This window comes from Shewanella schlegeliana, assembly GCF_016765635.1.
GTDB classification, from domain to species: domain Bacteria; phylum Pseudomonadota; class Gammaproteobacteria; order Enterobacterales; family Shewanellaceae; genus Shewanella; species Shewanella schlegeliana.
On record NZ_JAESVD010000002.1, the window covers coordinates 13,874 to 36,712 of the forward strand.

22 protein-coding genes are annotated in these 22,839 nt (G+C 43.1%); 6 read left to right on the top strand and 16 right to left on the bottom strand.

The window, feature by feature from the left end; genetic code table 11:
- Positions 1 to 45: 45 nt before the first annotated feature.
- Complete coding sequence (locus tag JMA39_RS03100) at positions 46 to 2,670, bottom strand: TonB-dependent receptor (RefSeq protein WP_202720375.1); 2,625 nt, start codon at positions 2,668 to 2,670, stop codon at positions 46 to 48.
- A 420-nt stretch (positions 2,671 to 3,090) separates the two neighbouring features.
- Here JMA39_RS03100 and JMA39_RS03105 point away from each other — a divergent pair, with 420 nt between their 5' ends.
- Positions 3,091 to 4,107 carry a LacI family DNA-binding transcriptional regulator gene (locus tag JMA39_RS03105; RefSeq protein ID WP_202720376.1) on the top strand — a complete coding sequence of 339 codons (1,017 nt, stop codon included), beginning with the start codon at positions 3,091 to 3,093 and terminating at the stop codon, positions 4,105 to 4,107.
- A gap of 66 nt (positions 4,108 to 4,173) precedes the next feature.
- On the opposite strand, the gene JMA39_RS03110 is transcribed toward JMA39_RS03105, so the two are convergent.
- Complete coding sequence (locus tag JMA39_RS03110) at positions 4,174 to 4,512, bottom strand: P-II family nitrogen regulator (protein WP_202720377.1); 339 nt, start codon at positions 4,510 to 4,512, stop codon at positions 4,174 to 4,176.
- Positions 4,513 to 4,758: 246 nt separating this feature from the next.
- Here JMA39_RS03110 and JMA39_RS03115 point away from each other — a divergent pair, with 246 nt between their 5' ends.
- The gene (locus JMA39_RS03115; protein WP_202720378.1) at positions 4,759 to 5,271 is read left to right on the top strand and encodes a GspH/FimT family pseudopilin; all 513 of its coding nucleotides are present in this window, start codon (positions 4,759 to 4,761) and stop codon (positions 5,269 to 5,271) included.
- Positions 5,272 to 5,434: 163 nt separating this feature from the next.
- On the top strand, positions 5,435 to 5,971 hold the full coding sequence (locus JMA39_RS03120) for a GspH/FimT family pseudopilin (protein WP_202720379.1): 537 nt from the start codon (positions 5,435 to 5,437) through the stop codon (positions 5,969 to 5,971).
- Between the two features lie 25 nt (positions 5,972 to 5,996).
- On the opposite strand, the gene JMA39_RS03125 is transcribed toward JMA39_RS03120, so the two are convergent.
- The 12 genes from JMA39_RS03125 to murJ form a co-directional block, all read right to left on the bottom strand.
- Positions 5,997 to 6,299 (bottom strand): TapY2 family type IVa secretion system protein, encoded by a 303-nt coding sequence (locus tag JMA39_RS03125; RefSeq protein ID WP_237732584.1) that lies wholly within the window; start codon positions 6,297 to 6,299, stop codon positions 5,997 to 5,999.
- Positions 6,299 to 6,691 carry a type IV pilin protein gene (locus JMA39_RS03130; RefSeq protein ID WP_202720380.1) on the bottom strand — a complete coding sequence of 131 codons (393 nt, stop codon included), beginning with the start codon at positions 6,689 to 6,691 and terminating at the stop codon, positions 6,299 to 6,301. The genes JMA39_RS03125 and JMA39_RS03130 overlap by 1 nt, the downstream gene beginning before the upstream one ends.
- Positions 6,692 to 6,699: 8 nt before the next feature.
- Positions 6,700 to 10,284 carry a pilus assembly protein gene (locus JMA39_RS03135; RefSeq protein WP_202720381.1) on the bottom strand — a complete coding sequence of 1,195 codons (3,585 nt, stop codon included), beginning with the start codon at positions 10,282 to 10,284 and terminating at the stop codon, positions 6,700 to 6,702.
- 2 nt (positions 10,285 to 10,286) lie between these two features.
- Positions 10,287 to 10,718 carry a pilus assembly PilX family protein gene (locus tag JMA39_RS03140; RefSeq protein WP_202720382.1) on the bottom strand — a complete coding sequence of 144 codons (432 nt, stop codon included), beginning with the start codon at positions 10,716 to 10,718 and terminating at the stop codon, positions 10,287 to 10,289.
- 17 nt (positions 10,719 to 10,735) lie between these two features.
- The gene (locus JMA39_RS03145; protein ID WP_202720383.1) at positions 10,736 to 11,725 is read right to left on the bottom strand and encodes a PilW family protein; all 990 of its coding nucleotides are present in this window, start codon (positions 11,723 to 11,725) and stop codon (positions 10,736 to 10,738) included.
- 4 nt (positions 11,726 to 11,729) lie between these two features.
- On the bottom strand, positions 11,730 to 12,284 hold the full coding sequence (gene pilV / locus JMA39_RS03150) for a type IV pilus modification protein PilV (protein WP_202720384.1): 555 nt from the start codon (positions 12,282 to 12,284) through the stop codon (positions 11,730 to 11,732).
- Between the two features lie 243 nt (positions 12,285 to 12,527).
- Positions 12,528 to 13,457 (bottom strand): 4-hydroxy-3-methylbut-2-enyl diphosphate reductase, encoded by a 930-nt coding sequence (gene ispH, locus JMA39_RS03155; protein WP_202720385.1) that lies wholly within the window; start codon positions 13,455 to 13,457, stop codon positions 12,528 to 12,530.
- Between the two features lie 2 nt (positions 13,458 to 13,459).
- The gene (fkpB, locus tag JMA39_RS03160) at positions 13,460 to 13,873 is read right to left on the bottom strand and encodes an FKBP-type peptidyl-prolyl cis-trans isomerase (RefSeq protein WP_237732620.1); all 414 of its coding nucleotides are present in this window, start codon (positions 13,871 to 13,873) and stop codon (positions 13,460 to 13,462) included.
- A 13-nt stretch (positions 13,874 to 13,886) separates the two neighbouring features.
- Positions 13,887 to 14,399, bottom strand: a complete 513-nt coding sequence (gene lspA / locus JMA39_RS03165; RefSeq protein ID WP_202720387.1) for a signal peptidase II — start codon at positions 14,397 to 14,399, stop codon at positions 13,887 to 13,889.
- A 10-nt stretch (positions 14,400 to 14,409) separates the two neighbouring features.
- A complete protein-coding gene (ileS, locus tag JMA39_RS03170) occupies positions 14,410 to 17,232 on the bottom strand; it encodes an isoleucine--tRNA ligase (protein WP_202720804.1) in 2,823 nt (940 codons plus the stop codon).
- A 31-nt stretch (positions 17,233 to 17,263) separates the two neighbouring features.
- Entirely contained in the window at positions 17,264 to 18,199 is a 936-nt protein-coding gene (gene ribF / locus JMA39_RS03175) for a bifunctional riboflavin kinase/FAD synthetase (protein WP_202720388.1), read from the bottom strand.
- Positions 18,200 to 18,263: 64 nt separating this feature from the next.
- Positions 18,264 to 19,823 (bottom strand): murein biosynthesis integral membrane protein MurJ, encoded by a 1,560-nt coding sequence (gene murJ, locus JMA39_RS03180; RefSeq protein ID WP_202720389.1) that lies wholly within the window; start codon positions 19,821 to 19,823, stop codon positions 18,264 to 18,266.
- 255 nt (positions 19,824 to 20,078) lie between these two features.
- Between murJ and rpsT the strand changes: the two genes are divergently transcribed.
- Positions 20,079 to 20,345 (top strand): 30S ribosomal protein S20, encoded by a 267-nt coding sequence (rpsT, locus tag JMA39_RS03185; RefSeq protein ID WP_202720390.1) that lies wholly within the window; start codon positions 20,079 to 20,081, stop codon positions 20,343 to 20,345.
- Between the two features lie 258 nt (positions 20,346 to 20,603).
- Here the strand turns inward: rpsT and JMA39_RS03190 are convergent, their stop codons facing one another.
- Positions 20,604 to 20,918 carry an ArsR/SmtB family transcription factor gene (locus JMA39_RS03190; RefSeq protein WP_202720391.1) on the bottom strand — a complete coding sequence of 105 codons (315 nt, stop codon included), beginning with the start codon at positions 20,916 to 20,918 and terminating at the stop codon, positions 20,604 to 20,606.
- A 490-nt stretch (positions 20,919 to 21,408) separates the two neighbouring features.
- Here JMA39_RS03190 and JMA39_RS21370 point away from each other — a divergent pair, with 490 nt between their 5' ends.
- Together JMA39_RS21370 and JMA39_RS21375 are read left to right on the top strand one after the other, a co-directional pair.
- Positions 21,409 to 21,537, top strand: coding sequence for a hypothetical protein (locus tag JMA39_RS21370; protein WP_308440709.1), 129 nt, complete (start codon positions 21,409 to 21,411; stop codon positions 21,535 to 21,537).
- A gap of 202 nt (positions 21,538 to 21,739) precedes the next feature.
- On the top strand, positions 21,740 to 21,988 hold the full coding sequence (locus JMA39_RS21375) for a hypothetical protein (RefSeq protein WP_308440708.1): 249 nt from the start codon (positions 21,740 to 21,742) through the stop codon (positions 21,986 to 21,988).
- Positions 21,989 to 22,065: 77 nt separating this feature from the next.
- On the opposite strand, the gene yaaA is transcribed toward JMA39_RS21375, so the two are convergent.
- Positions 22,066 to 22,839 (bottom strand): peroxide stress protein YaaA, encoded by a 774-nt coding sequence (gene yaaA / locus JMA39_RS03200; protein WP_202720392.1) that lies wholly within the window; start codon positions 22,837 to 22,839, stop codon positions 22,066 to 22,068.

Here is a 22,839-nt window from a genome sequence, read left to right on the forward strand (position 1 = left end):
AAAAGCCCAGCAAATGCTGGGCTTTAGATTACAACTATTTTTTATTTAAAAGCGGAACGCTACGCCAACCTTATAGCGAGCTTCACCTTCAAAGCTCCACACTGGGTAGTCAGCTTTAAACTCTGGGATAACCTCTGCATCAAGTGGGGCTACACCCGTTTGAATGCTATCTTCTTCCAAAATATTAACCGCTTCGAAAGTCACGTCCATCCACTCTGTTACGCTGTATGATGCACTTAGATCAAGTGTTCCATAATCTTCGTGCTGACGGTTACCGTAGAAACCAGGCAGCTCACGCATCATGTACTCACTACGCCAGTTATAGGCAAGACGTGCAGAGAATGCATCCATCTCATAGAAACCAACTAAGTTAACTGTGTGCTTAGATGAATCAGAGAAAACACCCACTTGATCTGGATAGTTTTCAGAAGGGGAGCTGGCATCTGCGTAAGTATAGTTAGCCGAGTAACCTAGACCATTATCAAAAGAGTCCTGAAGCTGTAGCTCAACACCTTCAATTCGACCACCTTCAGCATTGTACTTCTCACTCACTGTCCAGCAATCATAAACGCCTTCACCACAAGCGCTGCCACCTTGAGCTTTCAAATCATTATCTTCGATTCCAATCTGCTGGTTAAGCTTCTGGCGAGTTGAAATAAATGAATTAACATCTTTAATGAAGTAGGTAATTGCAGCAAGACCTTCACCACCAAAGTACCACTCAAGGCTCACATCAGCCTGAGTCGCTTTAAATGGGTCAAGTGAAACTGAACCACGATTTAACTTTTCGTTACCTGGTGTTCCGTCATTTAGCCCTGGTAGGGTCGATGTCGCAAACAACTCAGAGTAGTTAGGACGTGACATCACCTGAGCGGCGGTTGTACGTAAAATTAAATCTGATGTTAAATCAAACGCAATGTTGATGCTTGGTAATACATCGCTATAACTTGCTTTATCAGTACTGAGGTTATCGGCAAACTGACCAGTATTACTTAATGCATAATAATCAGATCTAACGTCACTAGAGACATAACGTAGACCGACATTACCGCGAACGCCTTCCGACTGGAACGTTGCCATGGCGTACATAGAGAAGTTTTTCTCATTCAGTGTTCCGTAACCCGACTTATCACGCTCAAAACCAGTAATAGCTGCATTAGCATCGTTGATCATAGCGTCAAAGTTTGGTTTTGGCAGAGTAAAGCCTGCACCTGACGAGATTGTGCCATCGTAATAATATGATGCATCACGCACTGCAATGTCGCCAACGGTTGCGATATCTGTTTGTTGAGTTACATCATGATCAGCATAACGAACACCTGTCTTGAATGAGGTAATCGCACCTAATTCAACAGGAATAGTGAAGTTTAAATCGGCATAGGTTTCTTCATCGCTGTTTGGCTGCTTCTTCAATGCCCACGCGGCAGTAGAAAGATCACCATTGAAATCACCCGCATCAAAGTTTTGCTTAGCAATGTCGATATCAATAACCTTACCAGTGGCATCGTAATGACCAGCAAAATCACCTGGTTGGCCAATTGAGCCACCATAGTTAGAGGTTAAGCTAGTACCACCATCTGATTTAGTGTTACCCACTCGGCCATCAACAGTAAAGTTATCTGCTTCATAGTTAAAATCAAAATCAACCGTATCAGAGGTCATTTTTGCTTTACGTGCCCAGGTTTGAGCCCAAGCAAATCCACCTTCACCAGTATGAGTTATATCAGTACAAACACCTGCAGCATTTGTTTGATTACAGGTATTCACACCCTGTTGAGTAGGGAATAGGAAGATAGAGGTATTAGCATTATTGGCTTTCATCTCTAAGCCAGTATAAGTCACACCAAATTCTAACGCATCGGTTGGACGATACTGCGCAGCCACATTGATTGCCGTACGCTTACGATCTTGCTGGAACGTTGTCGGAACTATTTCACCCCAACCTAGTAGCGTTTCGATACCGTTGCGTTGGTAGTCTGTTTCAGAGCCTGCCGCAGAGACTAAAACACCAAAATTTTCATCATCATTTTTCCAGCTATAAAGGCCAGAAAGCTCAGGGTCAATACTCTCAGAAATCGTACCGTAATCGCCTTTTGCACTAACAAATACAGTATTTGCATCAAGATCGAGTGGTTTACGAGTCTTAACGATTACCGTACCACCAATACCACCTTCTGGAAGGTCTGCTTGAGATGACTTGTAAACCTCAATACCACTTACCATCTCAGGCGGTAGTAATGAGTAGTTAAAGCTACGGTCAATAGCTTGCTGATCAAACCAACCTGTTGACGCAACAGCGTGGCCATTTAATAAGGTGCGGGTTAGCTGGCTTGATGCGCCACGAATAGAAACCTGTTGACCTTGGCCAAACTGACGGTTAACTGTAACGCCAGGGATTCGAGCGAGTGACTCACCCACATCACCATCGGGAAACTTACCAATATCTTCAGCGGTTATTGCATCAACAACTGAATCTGAAAATCTTTTTTCATTAATTGAGGCTTTCATTGAAGCGCGCATACCGCGAACTTCAATCTTTTCAATATTTTCGTCTGCAGCTGCGGCTTTCGCATCAGCCTCTGCTGCCATAGCAGAAACTGACATTGCTCCACTCATCAGCAACGCGATATTTGTAGCTAGTACACTTTTCTTAAAGGTAGATGGTCGCATCTCGTTTCCCTTCCATAACTTATTATCTTTTTTTATTTCCATAACCATTCCAGAAGCGGAATGACAACGCTGTCATGTCTAAGGCAAAGATTACACAACAATTAACAGTTGCGCCACAACAAAATAACCACAGCAACAATTATATTCGTACAGAATAACAAAAGTGTAGAAGAGATCACTTAAGAACCATTTAAATACAAATAGTTAAATACATGTCGACACTCTGGTCAATTAATGCACTTTTTTTTATTTTGACGAAAAAACACAAAAAGTTCGTGCCTTTTCATTGCTAATTTGGATAAAACTTCGCACTATACCGCTAAATTTAAGGACAAATTGCACCATCTCAGCGCGGTTTGTTAATCTTGTGTTACCATTCTTTGGCAACACAGAATGTTTAACTAATGAGAATCCCGCTTAATGAAAGTCACCATAAATGATGTTGCTAAACATGCTGGCGTATCGATAAAAACAGTGTCACGGGTTACTAATAGTGAGCCTTCGGTAAAGCAAGCTACGATTGATAAAGTTAATGCAGCGATTAAAGAGCTTAACTACCAGCCCAACTTAGCAGCAAGAAATTTAGCTGGAACTAAATCGTATGTGATTGGTTTTATTTATGATAACCCCAATGCCTATTATATTATCGATATGCAAAATGGCATCCTATCGGCCTGTAAAGACCTAGGTTACGAGTTATTAATTCACCCTTGTAACTCTCGGGCAGATAATATCTGTGAAGAACTAACCCGACTCGTTAAGCACAATCGTTTATCTGGTTTAGTACTTACACCACCACTTTCTGAGGACCCGGTGATCTTGGCTGCACTCGATAAAATCGATGCCAGCTATGTACGTATTATTGCGGGAGAAAAAGTTGAAACAGGTTCTGGTTTAGCGGTGCTGGTAAACGACCGCTCCGGCGCGATTTCAATTACACAGCACCTTATCGACTTAGGTCATCGAGACATCGCATTCCTAAGTGGTGACCATGAACACGAATCAACTAAAGAGCGTTTAGCTGGGTTTAAGCAGGCGCTTGAGAATAATAACATCGCAGTTAATGATCGTTATATTATCGATGGAAAATATTCATTTGAGTCAGGGGTTAAAGGCGCTAATACATTACTAAGCTTGAAGATTAGACCGACCGCGATTGTCGCTTGTAACGATGAAATAGCTGCAGGCGCGTTATTTGCGGCAAGATTAGAAGGGGTAGATATTCCGTCAGACATCTCTATTGTTGGCTTCGAAGATAGTCCATTTTCACGTCAGACTTGGCCAAAACTCACCACAGTGCATCAGCCCAATGAAGAGATCGCCCATATAGCAACTGAATTACTGATAGCTAGGCGCCGAGAAGAAAAGTCAGATCAAACCAAAGTATTCCAGCCAGAGCCTGTTATTAGAGACTCTTCAGCTAAACCAAGAGCTTAACTAAAACTGAACTCTACTTCTTCGCATTATTTGCAAAAGCAGATAATGCGAAAAAGTCGCTCAATGCTATACCGCTTCTTCGTTCTCTTCACCTGTACGAATACGTATAATACGTTCAATATCAGTAACAAAGATTTTTCCATCACCAATCTTACCTGTACGTGCAGTATCAACGATGACTTCTAATGCCTGCTCTAAAAGTTCGTCTTGAATCACTAGTTCAATTTTAACCTTTGGCAGGAAATCGACCATATACTCAGCGCCACGATAAAGCTCAGTATGTCCTTTTTGACGACCGAAGCCTTTTACTTCAGAAACAGTCATACCAGTAATACCAATATCAGCAAGTGATTCACGCACATCATCTAACTTAAATGGTTTAATAATGGCTTCGACTTTTTTCATTGTAAAACTCCCTAAAAACTTGCTGTAAGACGCTATTTAATAACGCAGTAGCTTATCATGCAGTGACCAAACTCAGAAGTCTAATGTGATTTATGAAGGCTCACAAAAATGAATGCAATCTTCATATAACCGAACAATATACTCACCCCTACTTAATTTATTCAGCCGTAGGCTATACTTTTTAAACGCCCACAACGCGATATTTACCGGATGTAAATATTAAAACTAACTCAAGGAAGAGTTGATATGCCCCACAGAACTGCCGGTTTTACCTTAATTGAGCTGATGGTTACTCTCATCGTAGCGACCATTCTAATAGTGATCGCCGCTCCCTCGTTTAATAGTTTCTACGCTCAAGCCCGCTCCGACTCTAACATCAAAACAATCCAACAATTAATTCAGATGGCAAGAAACCATGCCATCTCTTATGGTTCTAGAGTCACTGTCTGCCCAATATCAGAGCAAATTTGTAGTAGTAACTGGCTGGATAATATCAGTATTTTCACCGACTCAGGGCAATCAAATATTATTGATGGTAACGACCAGCTTATCTATAGCATCGGCCCATTCAACCCAAAGGATTACGTCAGCTATAACCGTTCGGCTATAAGGTTTCAACCTGAAGGGCTGGCATCAGGAACTAATGGAACATTAAAATACTGTCCCGACTCAATAAACAATGCCAATTCACGTGCCGTCATTATTAGTCAATCAGGAAGAGTTCGTTTCTCCCAAAAAACCAATATAAGTTGTGATTAATATTTTACAAAACTATAGCTAATACCCAATAAGTTATAATGAGTATTGAGTCAAAAAATGCTTATAAGCCAATAGATTGGCACTGTATCGCCCCCCATTTAACAGCTGAAAACCTCTACGGATTGTATTATACTTCAACTGTTATTAGGCAAAGGATATCGCCATGAAGGGCTTAAAAAAAAGAATACGTGCATTCACTCTTGTGGAACTAATAGTGACAATTGCTGTTGCCGCAATTCTTATTATAATAGCGGCGCCCTCCTTCACAGCCTTTTATGAAAATGCCAGAAGCGATGCAGCTATTAGAAATATTCAGCAATCACTGCAACTTGCGAGGAACCAAGCCATCAGCTATGGCGTTGTCGTAACCGTTTGCCCTTTAAACGGAAATACATGTGGCACTGATTGGCGCAATGGCTTCAGTGTTTTTATTGATAATGGCACCCTTGCCACAATAGATAGTACCAATGGCGTAGATGATAAAGTCATAAAAGTTATAGATGCTTTTAACTCTAACGACTTTGTTTCTTATGATGAAAACTCCATTAGCTTTTCACCTGATGGCTTAACAACAGGCGCTCTCACCTCAGGCAGAATCTCTTACTGCCCAGGCAGTAAAAGTAACGAAAATACCAAAACAATTGAAATAATCCGCAGTGGAAAGATTAGGTTCGCAGGTACGGCAACCAGCTGTAGCTAAAGTATAAAGACTGCTACTTTAGCGATTATCTAACCGTTAAAGTGTCCAGTTTTTTTCCTTCTGCAGTTTTAAAGCTGTCATGTAAGCCTACGCACTCAACCACTTCTCTAATATATGGTCTCTTACCATCATTTCTATCTGGTACTTTCTTTGCTGGCAATTTAGCCATTTTAACTTGCAGCTTATTAACTGGCCAACGATAGAAAGCGATTTGCTCTACCGTAGTTGTCTTTAAAAAACACTTATAATCTTTCATTTCTTTTGATTTAGCTTCCACTTGCGGTAAAGCAAATAAACTTAAAAAAAAGCAAAATATGATTTTTTTCATTACCAACACTCCGCTGGAGATTTAACTCCTGAGTCTGTTATTGTCAGCACTCGACAATCTTTATCTCGCGAGTATTGAGTGCCTTGTGCAGTGGCCGTTAGTGTATAGGAGCCGCTATTAGGTACCGTACTCGATACCTTATAAAAACCGTTTTCAGATACGGCTGGTGTCTCGTCAAATCCTAGAAGTGTCATGTTGGTCGTATAATTACGGTTATCTAAATAAAACTGCTCCTGTTGATTCGCCGCATCAAGAAGCATCACTTTTGCGTCAGAGCGCCCTGACTGAGCAACATACTCGACATAGGATGGATATGCTACAGAAGCCAATATACCGATAATAGCCACTGCAATCATAAGCTCTATAAGAGTAAAACCTTTAATTCTAAGCATTAAACATCCTATTCATTAACATGATAATAAATTCGATTTACGCCAAGAGCGCCCCCGACACACTTGTCATTACCATTTTCACACGGTGGCGGTGGGCAGTTTACATCCCCCTCCTCACAAGGCTTCATTTCAGCTTCAGGGATCGGGAAGTAGATATTTCCATCTCCCCCAGGAGGTATCAAAGGTGGGGGCGTATCTGGTACTCGTTCGCCAAGTTCAATATATTCTTGGGTGTATGTTCTGGTTCCTTTATGCAAAGCGAAAGAATATAAACGTCCCATGCCAGCTATGAGGCACTGGTTGCTAGATGACGTATCACCAGGGACATATGAAGTAAAGTAAACACGCCCCTGAATGATCGATGCCCCAGCTAAACTCTTTTCCCCCGTTGCTCCAAGACTATAAAACCAACCTAACTTTTTACCAAAAGTGATATTCTCAGATTCCGTAGTAGCCGCTTTACTGGTTATGTCATAGAGATCAGCTAGCATTATCGGACTTGGTATTGTATTGCCGTTTAGTCCGTTATATGAACGCGTGACAACGTTTCTATCTTGTAAGGTAAACAGCTTATCTTGTCTTAATTTATCAGACGGGTGTGGCCTGTGCCCAGTGCCTAAAGCGACGGCATCATAGGGGATATTCTGATAAGTCTTAGTTGTGGTGGTCGTTCCATCAACTGTTACACTCACTTCAGATAAGTTTGTAAAAATAGTTTGCGCAACGGTTGGCTCAGCAAAAAAACGTCGATCGCTTGCCTGTGTCCCACCACCTAAATCTGCAAATTTAAACGCTGTCCAAGGATTCTTTGCGTCTTTAGGGTAAGCGCTTGGTAAGTCGATACGCCACACATTCCCCCCTGTATCAGATGCATAAATTCTATCGGATAATTTATCATTGTTACTGTCCAAAACTGCTACTGAGTTTGGAATACTATCCGTTATCCCTGGCAATTGAGTCACATTGGATGATGCACTAGGTCCAAATGAGTGCACTAAAGTACCAGTTTCAGCATCAACAATAAAAACACCACGGCCTTCAGTATCATTAATGCCCACTGCAGCACCGTCTTTCGTTGATGGGGAGTAGCCTGCACCAAAGATTAATACAGGTTTTGCCTTAGTAGGATCACTGTTACCCGTTGGCCACCCCGGAATGTGAGTCACTACGGGCTCAGACCAACTCTGTGCCAGCTCAGCCATTCCAGAACTATTAGAGTCTATTTTCCACATAAAGCGAGGTGAGTCGGGGGTAGTAACATCAAATCCGTAATAAGACTTCCCCCCCCTTCTCATGCCAATAAACACCCAAGCCTTCTCTAAACCAGATGCGCCTGTCTTCACATAGCTAACTGGCGAACTATCAAGACCGTAGACAGAGTGAACCCCCGTAGGTACGTTTGCCTTCAACTCCCTCAGATTAGGTAAAAGCTCATATGGCATAAACGCCCAAGACTCAGAAACTGTATCATTGGAGTCCTTAAACATATGTAAGAATCCATGGTTGGTTCCCATCAAAATGCGAATATCAGGAGACAGCTCACTACCAAAGTTAATCGCTAACGGGCGAGAGTGAAGTGGATCACCTAAAATATCTGCTCTGGTATCTGTAATAAGCAAATTACCATTGTCGTCATCAACATCTTGGCCTTTAGTCCAATTAAACACCCCATCCAGCTGGGTTTCATCAACTCCCATGTATGCAGCTAGGCTTGCATCCCCCCCAGCATAATTTGATGCGTTTGACTTAGTAAAGCTTGCCATTGCACCATTAGAGCCTATATTACTTAATAGTTTCCTATTCGTCGTTTTACGCAACACCTCAGCAACACCACCGACTTTAACATCGTTACCATCACCGCCATCACTTGCGGCAGCGCAAACACTATTCTCAGTCCAATAAGAGCAGGCTGATGAGATAAGATTGCCGTCGCTCCCAAGTGCATTAACGCCATTCTTATCAACGATATCACCATCTCCTGTAACCCTAAACTTCTTTAAGTTACCGGACCAACGTGGTCCTTTATTAGGTAAAAACATCGAGTAATAGACAGAATCAAAAGTACGAGTTCTATCGAAGTTATTACTAGCGATAGAGGGAGAGGTAAAGCTCGCATTAACTTCTAAAATCTGTGAGAAAACTTGTTGTAGGGCTGATTGCAATGCCGATGCATTTGCCGCGGGGAAATACTTACCACCTCCCTTCTCAGCAGTCTTTAACAGCAAATCAGCAGCATCATCCGCCCCTTCACTAAAGCCGATTGTGAAAGTCGTGACATTTTGCTCGTCAGGTGCATTTTCAGATGTATTTACATCATTAGTATTCATCCACCCAGCTAACGCTGGCAGGTAACTGGTAAAAGAAGGGCTAGAGTTAACAAACTGATCTGCAGACGTTATCCCTGATAACTCCAAAACTTTATGATCAGCATTATGATCAAGGGTCGGTACACCATCGGTGATATATACAACATAGGCTCGGTTCTGACACTCTTTAAATGGTGAGATGTATTTTCCACCCGACTCAATACTGATATCTCGTGGGGGAATATTTTTTTTGTAACCTAGGCTACCAACGCTAATATCATCGCGTCCAAAATAAACTACTCTACCCGAAAAATACCGATAAGCTTCATAAAGTGTTTCACAAAGAGGCGTATTAGTCGAAGCGGGAAGGCTATCGATAGTAGAAAGCAAAGACAGCTTATTGGCCTCTGACATCTCTTTAATACCTGAAACGATTCGCCCGCCGTCTCCGTAACCTTCATAGGGATAATTAATATTAAAGATTGCTAAACCAAAATCCACACTAGGCGTCGTCACAATGGTATTTTTTATCACCTCTTTTGCGATTGCCAAGCGTGACTTAGGAACACTCTCCTGATCTCCGTGATACCAACGAAGGTAATTATCAGTGTAGAGAGTAATGGGTTGCCCTGTTCCAAATGCAGTCTGCTTAGCTTTCTCATAAGCCGCATCAATTTCTGCATCACTAGAGCTACCATTAACTTCTGCATATCGAATGGGGTTTTTCTTATTACCTGTACTATCGATTGGAAAGCCTGAGGGCTGACCGGGAGCGTTACGCCACTTCTTGCCTTCAATATCATCAAAACAGTCAATATGAGTTATATTTGCACCATTATTGTCCGGCACCTCTTGCCAAGTACCGTTTTGACCGGAGAAGCTATATTCTCTAAAGAAACCAGTAAAAACACCGTACTTTTGTAAATAATCCCATGAAGTCTCACAACCGTTAATCTCTGATAGAAATCTACGACTCTCTGAGGGGCTATCAGGGACTGGCATTGCGGTATTATCGATTCCACCTTTAGTAAAGTAGACCATTCTTTCCTGCAAAGAGTTGTCGCTGCCTACTGCTGGGTAAGTGATACTGGGGTCATAAAAAGCTTCAGCATCATCAACCATGTTGCCCATACTACCTGAGTTGTCAAAGATAATAAGAACCTGAGGTCTAGCACCAGAACGAGCCGATGACTCATAAACATATAACTCGGTATCATCTGTATGACCCGCGCCTGAAAATACCATGACTGCAAATGCAATAGAGGTTAATATTCGCTTAGTCAACATAACTAACTCCCAGTTAATACTTCTTGTTCTATGCCTGTAACAATGGTGACCTGCCCCATATCATCCCGACCATAAATAGCTTGAGTCGCAACCTCGACTCGCCTACAACTAACTAAATTTGCCCCACTCGCAGCGGCACTCCTTTGACAAGCAACGTCACCATCTGCCATTGGAGATAGTAGGCTCGATACATTAAAGGTGTCGTCCGCTATCGGCATTGGCTGATTAATATTGGCTAAGGTCGCCCCAGCATTATTCGATAGCACCTTATCGAGAGCTCCATGGGCTTCAACCATAGCTTCGATTCTTTCTGAACCAGCTCCAGCCATCTTTATCGACTGATTGGAATTAACAGCTAAAGCAACACCGATAACTGTCATGATTAGCAAAATAATAAGAGAGAAAAAAAGCACCACTCCTTTTTGTTTACTCATATTCATACTTTTCATTCCTAAATCAAAACAGGATTTTCCAAGACGACTGTCGTCATGACGACTTTCCGCCTAAAGCCATCACCACCAGCGACAATTTGCTTATCCCCAAGAGTGTAAGTCACATTGTTGGTGTAACTTGGATCTTCCTCTATTGAACGAACAAGAAGATAGATCCTTATGGCAACTAAACGCTGAAAGACTTCGTTATCCCACATTAAACTGGTGACATTTTGAGCAGGCATAAAGCTATCAGCGGTATTATTCCCATCACTATCAAAACCGTACATTATGCGCATATTCTCAACGCCTTCGACTAACTGCTCATAGCTCGTCGAAGATTTCATTCCACCTCTACCTAGAGTTCTTCGCATTAAAACCGGAACGCCATTATCATTTTCAATAAAGTAAACGTGATGTTGATACTCCCAAATTCTGGCGTTAGGAAGTGCTGGAGCAGGCTGATCACCAGCAAATATCACCGCCTGATTCGCAGTAGTTGCCATATAGTAACGACTTGAATTTAGTGCAGCGGCTACGACCGATGGCCCAATCAAGCGTTTGATTTGAAGCACATCTGTATTAGGTAACACACCAGATAAACAAGCTAGGGACTGGCCACCGACACCGCTTTCATAACCCCATAAACGTCTAAAGTGAGCAGCTTGATTATTGGGGAAGGTGGCATTATTGGCCCCCCCTCCGATACAATCATTTCCTGCTGCAATAGCAAGCGCATTAACTTGCGTATTAACTCCTAAAACAAAGTCCGTGCCAGTCATGTCAGCCATAAAACCTAATTGGCTAACATCCCTTTGCATTAAGGCTAAGCCTATACGGCCTGATTCTTGTAATTGATTAAACTGACTCGTCGTAGTTACGTTAGTTGATGACATAGTAAACATTGAAAAAATACCAGCGGTCAAAAATAAGCTAACTAGCATGGCGACCATCAATTCAACTAATGAGAATCCACTTTGTAATTTGGTTAATACAATATTTTTCTTCATGAGATTAAATAATTACCGTATCGATGAAGTACACTCTACGCCGCTCGCTATTTTTGCTACTTCCACAACTGCGTACAAAAGATGGGTGAGTTACACCTTCAGAAATTTTATTCATGCCTCGCCAACTGAGCACGACTGTCACCTCACCGGAAGCCTTAGCGTCAATACAGGCAGTAGCAGTATCTAATCCACCAACATTGGCTCCATTGATAGTTTCAGATGAACCTAAAATTAACTGCTCCCACTGATACAGATCCCATATTCGAGTCTCGGTTGTCGTGCAGATGACTGCCCCACCTGGAGCGACATCACATGCTTTACTAGGCAAGGATAATGCGCCCGTATAGGTTCCTGAGTAAGACATTAACTGTGAACGATTGAGCTTAATGCGACTAACGATATCATTAGCAAGGTAAGCAGCCTGAGTTTGCTGAAAAGACTCGAAGCTACCACGTTTAGAGATGATGTGAAGGTTAAAGACGCCAACTAGACCAACGGTTAAAATAACCAAAGCGACGAGCACTTCAATTAATGAAAGTCCTTTCTCTTTGGTGTTCATTCCGTCAATTCCTCAGCTTTCGTCATATTCTTGACGTTAAAATTGCTCTTTTAACGTTTAAAATCGGTGACTTATAGTAATACGAAAGCATACAGGTTAATAATAGATTAGTCGAATGTTGAGTTATGGTGGTTGATACGCATTACTGATTAACATGTACGATGTGACTGAATTTCAAGCAAAAAAAAAGAGGCCTAAGCCTCTTTTTTATTTACATCAATTTGTATCTCGATTTACATAGTATCAACGAAGCTCTGCAGGTACCGCAAACACCGTATCTTCCAAGCGACCTTCTACCTCAGTCACCACGCTTGGAGCCATCTTTGCGATGGCATCGACGACCTGCTTAACCAGAACCTCTGGCGCTGACGCTCCTGCAGTAACAGCAACGCGTTGTACTCCATTAAACCATGTGGCATCCACGTCATCGGCGTTATCGACTAAGAAAGACGTAGTGCCTTTCTTCTGTGCTAACTCACGCAGACGATTCGAATTTGAACTGTTCTTGGAGCCAACCACAATAAACAACTCGACTTCTTCCGCTACATTGCGCACCGCATCTTGGCGGTTCTGCGTTGCATAACAGATATCATCCTTACGTGGTCCCTCAATTGAAGGATACTTACTTTGCAAGGATGCGATCACATCTGTGGTATCGTCCATAGACAAGGTAGTTTGAGTAACAAAACACAGATTATCAGGGTTTTTAACCACGAGGTTTTCGACATCTTGTGGAGACTCAACTAAATGTACGCCGCCAGCAGGGTTGTCGTACTGCCCCATGGTGCCCTCGACTTCAGGGTGCCCAGCATGGCCAATTAAGATGCATTCAATGCCTTTACGGCTGGCCCTTGCAACCTGTAGGTGAACCTTGGTGACTAGAGGGCAAGTTGCATCAAACACTTTAAGGCCACGTCTCTTCGCTTCGCTACGAACCGCTTGCGATACGCCATGGGCACTAAAGATGACAATGCTATCATCAGGCACCTGATCCAACTCTTCTACGAATACCGCACCTCTGTCTTTCAGATTCTGTACTACATAGCGGTTATGTACCACTTCATGTCTGACATAGATAGGCGGTGAAAACAGCTCTAATGCTCGCTCCACAATGCTAATTGCACGATCGACGCCAGCACAAAAGCCTCGTGGGTTTGCCAGAAGAATATTCATAATTACAGTACCTGTACCACTTCAAGTTCAAAGGTGAGCACTTGTCCCGCGAGTGGATGGTTGAGATCGATAGTTACCGAGTCGCCAACAACGTCTCTCACCATTCCAGGGATTTCGCTGCCACCGGGACCTGCGAAACTCACTATTACGCCAGATTCTAGTTTCATATCGGCAGGGAAACGACTCCTATCCATATGATGTACAGCATCAGGATTCGACTCACCAAAGGTGTCAGAAGGTTGCAAAGTAAAGCTGTGCTTATCGCCCTGTTTAAGGTTAATAATCTCAGCTTCAAATGCAGGACTTAAGCTTTCATCCCCCACATTAAATCGTGCTGGCTTTCCGCTAGAGCGAGTGCTCTCAGCAGTTGAGCCGTCTTCTAGCACGATATTCATGTGACATAAAATTGAATGCATTTCTGACACTTAACTACTCCTTCAGTTCACCTGTTTGCTTATCATCTTTACCAGTGACAAACGAATCTAAGATGATGAGTCCAGCTCCGATACAAATCGCAGAATCGGCGATATTGAATGCAGGAAAATGGCTGGTATTCCAATAAAAATCTAAAAAGTCGACCACAAAGCCATGCTGTAGGCGGTCAATCAAGTTACCTAACGCGCCACCAATAACTAAGGTATAAGCTAAGTTTAGTCGCCACATTTTGCTTGGCTGCTGACGCAGCCAAACCGATAACACTACGCTAAAGCCAACCGCAACGAAGGTGAATAACCAACGTTGCCAGCCACCTGCATCGCTTAAAAAGCTAAATGCGGCGCCATAATTACGCACATAGGTAAAGTTAAAAATGGGCAATAACTGTATCGACTCGTAAAGCTCAAAATTCGACAACACCCATTGCTTAGATAGTTGGTCAGCAAGAAACACCAACACAACTACCCAATACCAACGCAGGCCACTGTCTTTCCAAGTAGTGGGCATGACAGTTCCTTTAAGCGAATTGGCGGACTTCGCCATCGCCTTCGATGTTGGTTACACAACGAGTACATAGTGTTGGATGCTCGGCAACAGTGCCGACATCTTCTCTATGGTGCCAGCAACGCTCACACTTCTGTGCTTCTGACTTTTTCAAGCCTAGCTTTAGTGAAGCAAGCTCAGTCTCGATTGCATCAGATGGTGCAGCCGCTAGTGCAACAACTTCTGTCTTAGAAGTTAATAGAACGAAGCGTAACTCATCACCTAGATTCTCAAGTGCAGCTAACAGTGCTTCATCGGCATACAAGGTCACTTCAGCTTCTAAAGAACCACCGATCTGCTTTTCACGACGTGCGTTCTCGATGACCTTGTTCACTTCTGCTCGAACGGCTAGCAACTGATCCCAATACTCATCACTTAGGTCAGATTCTAGTGTCACTGACTTAAGACCTTCGTACCAAGTCTCGGTAAACACGTACTCGGTGCGCTCACCTGGAAGCAGTTTCCAGATTTCATCAGCTGTGAAGCTTAGAATTGGCGCAATCCAGCGAACCATAGCTTCAGAGATTAGGTACAGTGCAGACTGACAGCTACGACGAGCATTGCTATCTTCTTTTGCTGTGTACTGTCTGTCTTTAATGATATCTAAGTAGAAACTACCTAGCTCAACAGAGCAGAACTGCATCAACTTCTGAGTGACTAAGTGGAAGTTATACTGCTCGTATGCCTCTAGTAACTCTTGCTGTAGTGCAGCTGCGCGGCGAACTACCCAGCGATCCAATGCAACCATGTCTTCAACCGCAACCATATCGGTCTCTGGGTTAAAGCCATTGATGTTAGCCAATAGGAAACGAGCCGTGTTACGGATTCGGCGATAAGCATCGGCGCTACGATTTAAGATCTGATCAGAAACCGTCATCTCACCGCTATAGTCTGTCGCAGCAACCCATAGACGTAGAATGTCAGCACCCAGCTTGTTAGTCACATGTTGCGGTGCAATCACGTTACCAACTGATTTAGACATCTTACGGCCTTGTCCATCAACGGTGAATCCGTGAGTCAAAACTTGCTTATAAGGAGCCTTGCCGTTCATCGCAGTCGAGATCATTAGTGATGACATAAACCAACCACGGTGTTGATCGCTACCCTCTAGGTAAAGATCAATATCATTGCCTTTAAACTCTGGACGCGCAGCAACAACCGATGAGAAAGTTGAACCTGAGTCATACCAAACGTCTAAAGTATCAGTCACTTTGCGGTACTGGTCAGCTTCATCGCCCAATAGCTCTGATGCATCAAGATCCCACCAAGCTTGAATGCCTTCTTGCTCAATACGTGCTGCAACGCGCTCCATCAAAGACACACTATCAGGGTGAAGCTCTTCTGTTTCACGATGTACAAACAAGGTAATTGGCACGCCCCAAGTACGCTGACGTGAAATACACCAGTCTGGACGGTTCTCAACCATCTTCTCGATACGGCTTTGGCCCCAATCAGGGATCCACTGAGTTTGCTCGATTTCACTTAGCGCCTGCGTACGCAGACCCTTTTGATCCATAGAGATAAACCACTGCGGTGTTGCGCGGAAGATAATCGGCGTCTTGTGGCGCCAGCAGTGTGGGTAGCTGTGCTTAATCTGTACATGACTAAGTAGTGCACCCTTCTCTTCTAGCAGTTCAACAACGTTCTTGTTTGCCTTAAATACATGTAAACCTGCGAAGAGCTCTGTATCTGGCTTATAAACGCCGTTATCACCAACAGGGTTAGCCACTTCTAGGCCATACTTTTGGCCAACCACGAAGTCGTCTTGACCATGGCCAGGAGCGGTATGAACCACACCAGTACCAGAATCAACAGTCACGTGATCGCCTAAAATAACAGGCACGTCGAAACCGTAGAATGGGTGGTTAAAACGCAGTAGTTCTAAATCGCTACCCGCAACAGTACCCAATACAGTGTGCGATTCAGCACCATAACGCTCAATACATGATTCATACAAATCAGTCGCTAATACTAATGCTTGAGTCTGGCCCTCTTTGACCATCTCAACTAAGGTGTACTCAACATTAGCACCTACAGATAGTGCGCGGTTAGCCGGCAGCGTCCAAGGTGTCGTTGTCCAGATAACCATAGAGATATTATGTGGGTAATCATTGACGCCGAACTTAGCAAGTAAAGCAGGCTTATCAACAACAGAGAAAGCCACATCGATCGCTGGCGACATCTTGTCTTCATATTCCACTTCCGCTTCAGCCAAAGCAGAACCACAGTCAGTACACCAGTGTACAGGCTTAACACCTTTGTGAAGGTGACCGTTATCGATCACTTTAGAAAGTGAACGTACGATGTTAGCTTCTGTGCTGTAATCCATCGTTAGGTAAGGGTTTTGCCAATCGGCAAAAACACCTAAACGGATAAAGTCTTCACGCTGACCGTCAACCTGCTTAGCCGCGTATTCACGACACTTTTGACGGAATTCAGCAGCTGTAATCTTATGCCCAGGCTTGCCAACTTTCTGCTCTACTTTTAGCTCAATCGGCAGACCATGACAGTCCCAACCTGGAACGTATGGCGCGTCAAAACCAGACATGGTTTTTGACTTAATAATAATATCTTTAAGAATTTTGTTTACTGAGTGGCCAATATGAATATCACCGTTCGCATATGGAGGACCATCATGCAAAATAAACGGTTTAGCATCTTTACGGCTTTCACGGATCTGCTGGTACAGTCCATTCTCGTTCCAAGATTTCAACATCTCTGGCTCACGATTAGCCAAATTACCACGCATCGGAAACTCTGTTTCCGGCAAATTCAAAGTAGATTTATAGTCGCTCATTGATCCTTTACCGTTTTGTTCGCTAAGCTTTTCAGCCTGCATCGCTACCAAGTAGGGCTTTCGCTCTATCGGCATCATCTTTAATTTGTTTTTTCAGCGCATCTAACGATCCGAATGGCTGCTCGTCTCTAATCTTCGCCACTAATTCAACTTCAACGGATTTACCATAAAGATCACCATCAAAATCAAACAAGTGGACTTCTAACTGACACACTTGACCATTTACCGTAGGCCTAAAACCTACGTTAGCCACGCCTTCATATATATCGCTGTTATCCCAATATAGCTTCACAGCAAAGACACCACGAACTGGCGAAACCTTGCGTTTTAAAGCGATATTGGCTGTGGGAAAACCTATTGTACGACCGATTTTCTCACCATGAGCAACCTTGCCACTTAATGTGAAAGGGTGCCCTAATAAGCGCCGAGCTTGCTCTAGGTTACCCTTTGCAAGCTGCAGCCTGACTTCTGTCGAGCTAACCCGCTTATCACCTAAAACAAAACTTTGGGTGCTCACCACGGCAAAGCCATACTTCTCACCCGCTTTGCGTAGCATCTCAAAATTGCCTTGACGCATTTTACCAAAGCAAAAGTCATCACCTACCACTAAATATTTCACACCGAGTGCTTTTACGAGTAGCTGCTCAATAAAATCCTCGGCGGTAAAACTCGAAAATTTCTTATTAAAGTTCACGCATAATAAACGCTCGATCTTCAGCTCATCAAGCAAGACTAGCTTGTCTCGTAATAAGCTCAAGCGAGCCGGCGCGTTTTCACCTTGAAACAACTCTCGCGGCTGCGGCTCAAAGGTCATTACAACTGCGGGCAAGCCTAGATGCTGTGCCTTTTCTACCAGTCGATTTATCACTTCCGCATGACCACGATGGACGCCATCAAAGTTGCCTATCGTCAATACGCAACCATGATGTCTCGGCAAAATATTATGAATACCGCGGATTAATTCCATTATCTTACACGACGCATGAGAGTAAATGGGCGGATTATATACCAGCTAGCCTTGATAATCAGCCTCAAACAGCAGCTTTCATCCTCCAAGGACGAATTCCAAGGCAAACCAAGCAAATAAAGTAAGAGATTGCTGCAAATGCAATCAACTTCGCCAATGTATAGCTACGTTCTATAAAGGACAAGTCAATCCATTGTGCCGTAGTCGGATCCAGTTTAAACAATACTGCAAGCATAACCCCTGCAGCGAGCAGTACTTTAACACTAAAGATTATCGTCGACTTTTTGATTCGGTAAACATTAGCGATATGTAGGCCTCGATACAATAAAAATGCGTTCAGTAATGCCGATAACGATGTGGCAATAGCCAACCCAACATAACCGAAGGGAATCGCAAAAATAAGGTTAAACACCATATTGCTCACCATGGCAATAATGCCATAACGCACTGGTGTTCGAGTATCTTGCCGTGAGTAATAACCCGGTGCCAAGATTTTAATTAACATAAAGCTCAATAAACCACTGCCGTACGCCATCAAGCTATAAGAGGCCATCTCAACATCTTCGTAGCTGAAAGCACCGCGCATAAATAGCACCATCAACATCGGCTTAGCTAGCATAATTAGGCCACACATTGCAGGTAACCCCAGTAGAATAATCGCTTTTACTCCCCAGTCCATGGTTTTGGCAAACTCATTACTTTCGGCATTCACATGACGTTTAGATAATGCGGGTAAGATAACCGTTGCGATAGCGATGCCAAATAAGCCTAAAGGAAACTCCAGTAATCGGTCAGAGTAATAGAGCCAACTGATAGATCCCGTCATCAAGAAGCTTGCAATAAAGGTATCGAGCAACAGGTTAATTTGTGACACCGACACACCAAAAAGTGCCGGGATCATCAAAGTTCTTATCTTGGTCACTCCAGGATGATTCCAGCCCCAAGTTGGCTTAACCATCGCATTCTCTTTAATAAGAAAAGGAATTTGGAACAAGAACTGGATTAAACCACCTAAAAACACCCCGCAAGCTAAGCCAATTTCAGGCTGACTCAGGTTAGGCGCAAGATAGATTGCCGCCGCAATGATAGCGACATTTAAAAATACCGGTGTAAATGCTGAGACAGCAAATCGACCGCGGGTATTTAATATCGAACCAGCCAATGCAGTAAAGGTGATAAACCAAAGATATGGAAAGGTTATCTTCAGCATCAAAGAGGCCAACTCAAACTTAGCACCATTAGGCTCGTCATTTAACCAAGCTAAAAACCAGCCACCACCGAATAGAGCGGCGAGTACAGGAGATGCTATAACCCCGACTAGAGTAACAATAGTGACGAGTATGCCCAAGGTACCAGCAACTTTAGAAATTAACTCCCGAACCTCCTCTTTAGTATTTTTTTCTTGATACTCCGTTAAAACGGGAACAAACGCTTGCGCAAATGCCCCCTCAGCAAACAGTCGCCTTAAAAAATTTGGGATTTTATTTGCGAAGAAAAAAACATCCGCACTACTACCCGCTCCCATCAAGTTAGCGATAACCACATCCCTAACTAAACCTAAAACACGGGAAATCAGCGTCATAGCACTTACAATCATGCCAGACTTAATTAACTTCTTGCTCAAAACGCCCCCGACCTCTGGATAGAGCTAAATAACTTAGGCAATATCGCATAAAAATTAGCATTAGCCTCTATTGTCTCATAGCAATACCTGCTAGAATTGCGCCACATATTACACGAGTTAGGTTGAAGATAGCCAAGCTGGTTGGATTATTTTGAGTTAATCAGATTGATTCAATCATTGTCATTGACAAAGTGACAAAAATAGGGCATATTCCTCGACCTTAAAAATACCAAACCCAGTTTTAGGAGTTGCACCTTGGCTAATAGCAAGTCTGCAAAGAAGCGCGCGCTTCAATCTGAAAAGCGTCGCCAACATAACGCTAGCCGTAGCTCAATGTTACGTACTTACGTTAAAAAAGTAATTGCTGCAATCAATGCAGGTGATCACGCGGCAGCTACTGCTGCTTTCGCTGTAGCACAACCAATTGTTGACCGTATGGCGACTAAAGGTCTTATTCACAAGAATAAGGCTGCTCGTTATAAGTCACGCTTAAACACTAAAATCAAAGCACTTGTTGCTTAATTTTTAGTTTTAAAGCAAATTAAAAACCGGCCTTGGCCGGTTTTTTTATATCTGCAACTTTTATATCAACAGCTAATACTGATTGCTATAAGTCATTGTCACAATGAAGCTGTTTCTACGCGCCCGCCGTAAACAACAGGCAAAAAAATAGAGAGGCAGGCCTCTCCATTATTCATCTACACTACAACTTTTAACTTGCCAATAAAAACCAGCTCTCAGCAAATGCTCTAGTCACGCTAACAACTGGTCTTCACTTCATTAGGCTACAGTCTTTAAACTATCGCAATAGATGTTATTCAGTAATTTAATGATCTCAGCAACTTCATCACTCTTTAACGAGTAGTAAACTGTTTGAGCTTCTTTGCGTGTTTCTACTAAATTATCTTTACGTAACCAAGCTAAATGTTGGGACAGAGCTGATTGGCTTAAACCCAATTTCTTGTTCATTTCACCAACGCACATCTCGCCTTCATTAAGAAGGTAACACAAGATAAACAGACGACGTTCATTGGCTAACGCTTTCAACAATACAACGGCATGGTCTGCTCGTTGCTGCATTAGTTCTATATTCATTACGAGCCATTTCTCCTAAAACAAACCGACGCCCTAATATAGCGTTGCCTTACAGATATAGTCGGGACATAAAGCACACTTTTTGCTAGATTGTTTTTAAAAGTGGGACATACATAGTAAAAAATGAAAAAACTTATGAAAAACAACTATCTCAATCTGCTTTGCTGATTCACGTTCCTTAGCTTAATTGGCTGCCAACACACAAAAACAAATAATAAAGACGAGGCTATAGCCGCTCAATTACAGCAAAAAGCTCTTAACTCAACTCTTGCTTACTAGTTAGTTGAATCTCTTATCGTTGAGGTAGGCCCCACACTTGCTGGCAGTGAGAAAGATTTAATCACCGTGCAATGGGCTGAGACTCTACTCACGACCTTAAGCCCATACTGGAATAATGCGCCACCAAGATGGTGTCAATAAAATCTCAGCCACTGCGATGTCCGACCCCGATGCTGATCTTATCAATGCCAAGCTGTAACGTGATAGCGAGATGACGGTAAAGTTAGCCCTCTCTTCTGAAAACCAAGGATTTGCTACCCCTTATAATGTGATTGCCGAAGTAACAGGTGCGACTAAGACAGAAGAGATTGTACTGATTGGCGCTCACCTAGATTCATGAGACGAAAGCACGGGAGCCATTAATGACGGCACAAGTGTCGCAATCGTCATTGCGGCGATAAAGCTTATGCAAGTAACCACAAGGAGAAGCTGAAAAGGATTATAATGCAGTAGAATCCGACTTTGGTACGGGCCGCATCTATCAAATTGACTTCAGCGTTAATGAGCAGGGCTTTAAGCAACAATTAGAGCAAAGCCCCCCCATGACAGTTAATCGCATCGTGATGGGCAACTACAGCGCCTCAGGCGGGCCTGATGTACCTATGCGACCAGCCATGGGCGTGCCCGTTGCATCACTTAGGCAAGACGACCGCGGTTATTTCGGTTATCACCATACTCCCAACGGTACTTTAGCTGCAGCACTCAAGCAAAATGTTGCCGCTTATGCTCAGCTTGCCTACCTAATGCCCCAACCCCAAATAGAGCTTGGTTCAATAGCGCCAAAGCACTAAACTTTATCGCTATTAAAAATAGAAAAAGCAGCCAAATAGCTGCTTTTAAATTTACGCATCTTTCACGAATAAGATCGCTACTGCTCTTCCCTCAGGAATACTGGCTCATTAACTTTCGAGTCTTTCTCACTGTAGTAGTAACCCGCCGAATCAAACTTGATCAATGCCTCTAGCGAGTCGATATTATTATCTAAAATATAACGTACCATCATGCCTCTAGCCTTCTTAGCAAAGAAGCTAATCACCTTGTATTGGCCGTTCTTACAGTCTTTAAAGACTGGGGTGATCACCTGCGCATTGAGCTGCTTAGGTTTCACTGCTTTAAAATACTCATTAGAAGCCAGATTGATTATAAACTCATCACCCTGTTCCTCTGTGGTCTTATTGATCTCATCGGTGATGATATCGCCCCAGAATTGATAGAGGTTAGAACCGCGCTCATTAGCTAAACGAGTGCCCATTTCCAAACGGTATGGCTGCATCAAGTCTAGTGGCTTAAGTAAACCATATAGACCCGATAAGATCCGTAATTGCTGCTGTGCCTTATCAAGAGCCAGGGGCGAGAGTGTATCGGCATCAAGTCCAGTGTAGACATCACCACGAAAAGCAAACAGCGCTTGTTTGGCATTAGTTGGAGTGAAATCCTTTTGCCAAGAGCTAAACCTTGCCACGTTTAAGCCTGCAATTTTATCACTAACCTTCATTAGAGTAGCAATATCGGTCGGCGTTAGTTTGCGACAAACCTCAATAAGCTGTTCACTTTGATCGAGTAACGTCGGCATTGAATAGCTTTCGCAGCCCGGAGGGTTCTCAAAATCTAATGTTTTTGCAGGAGAGACTAAGATCAACAT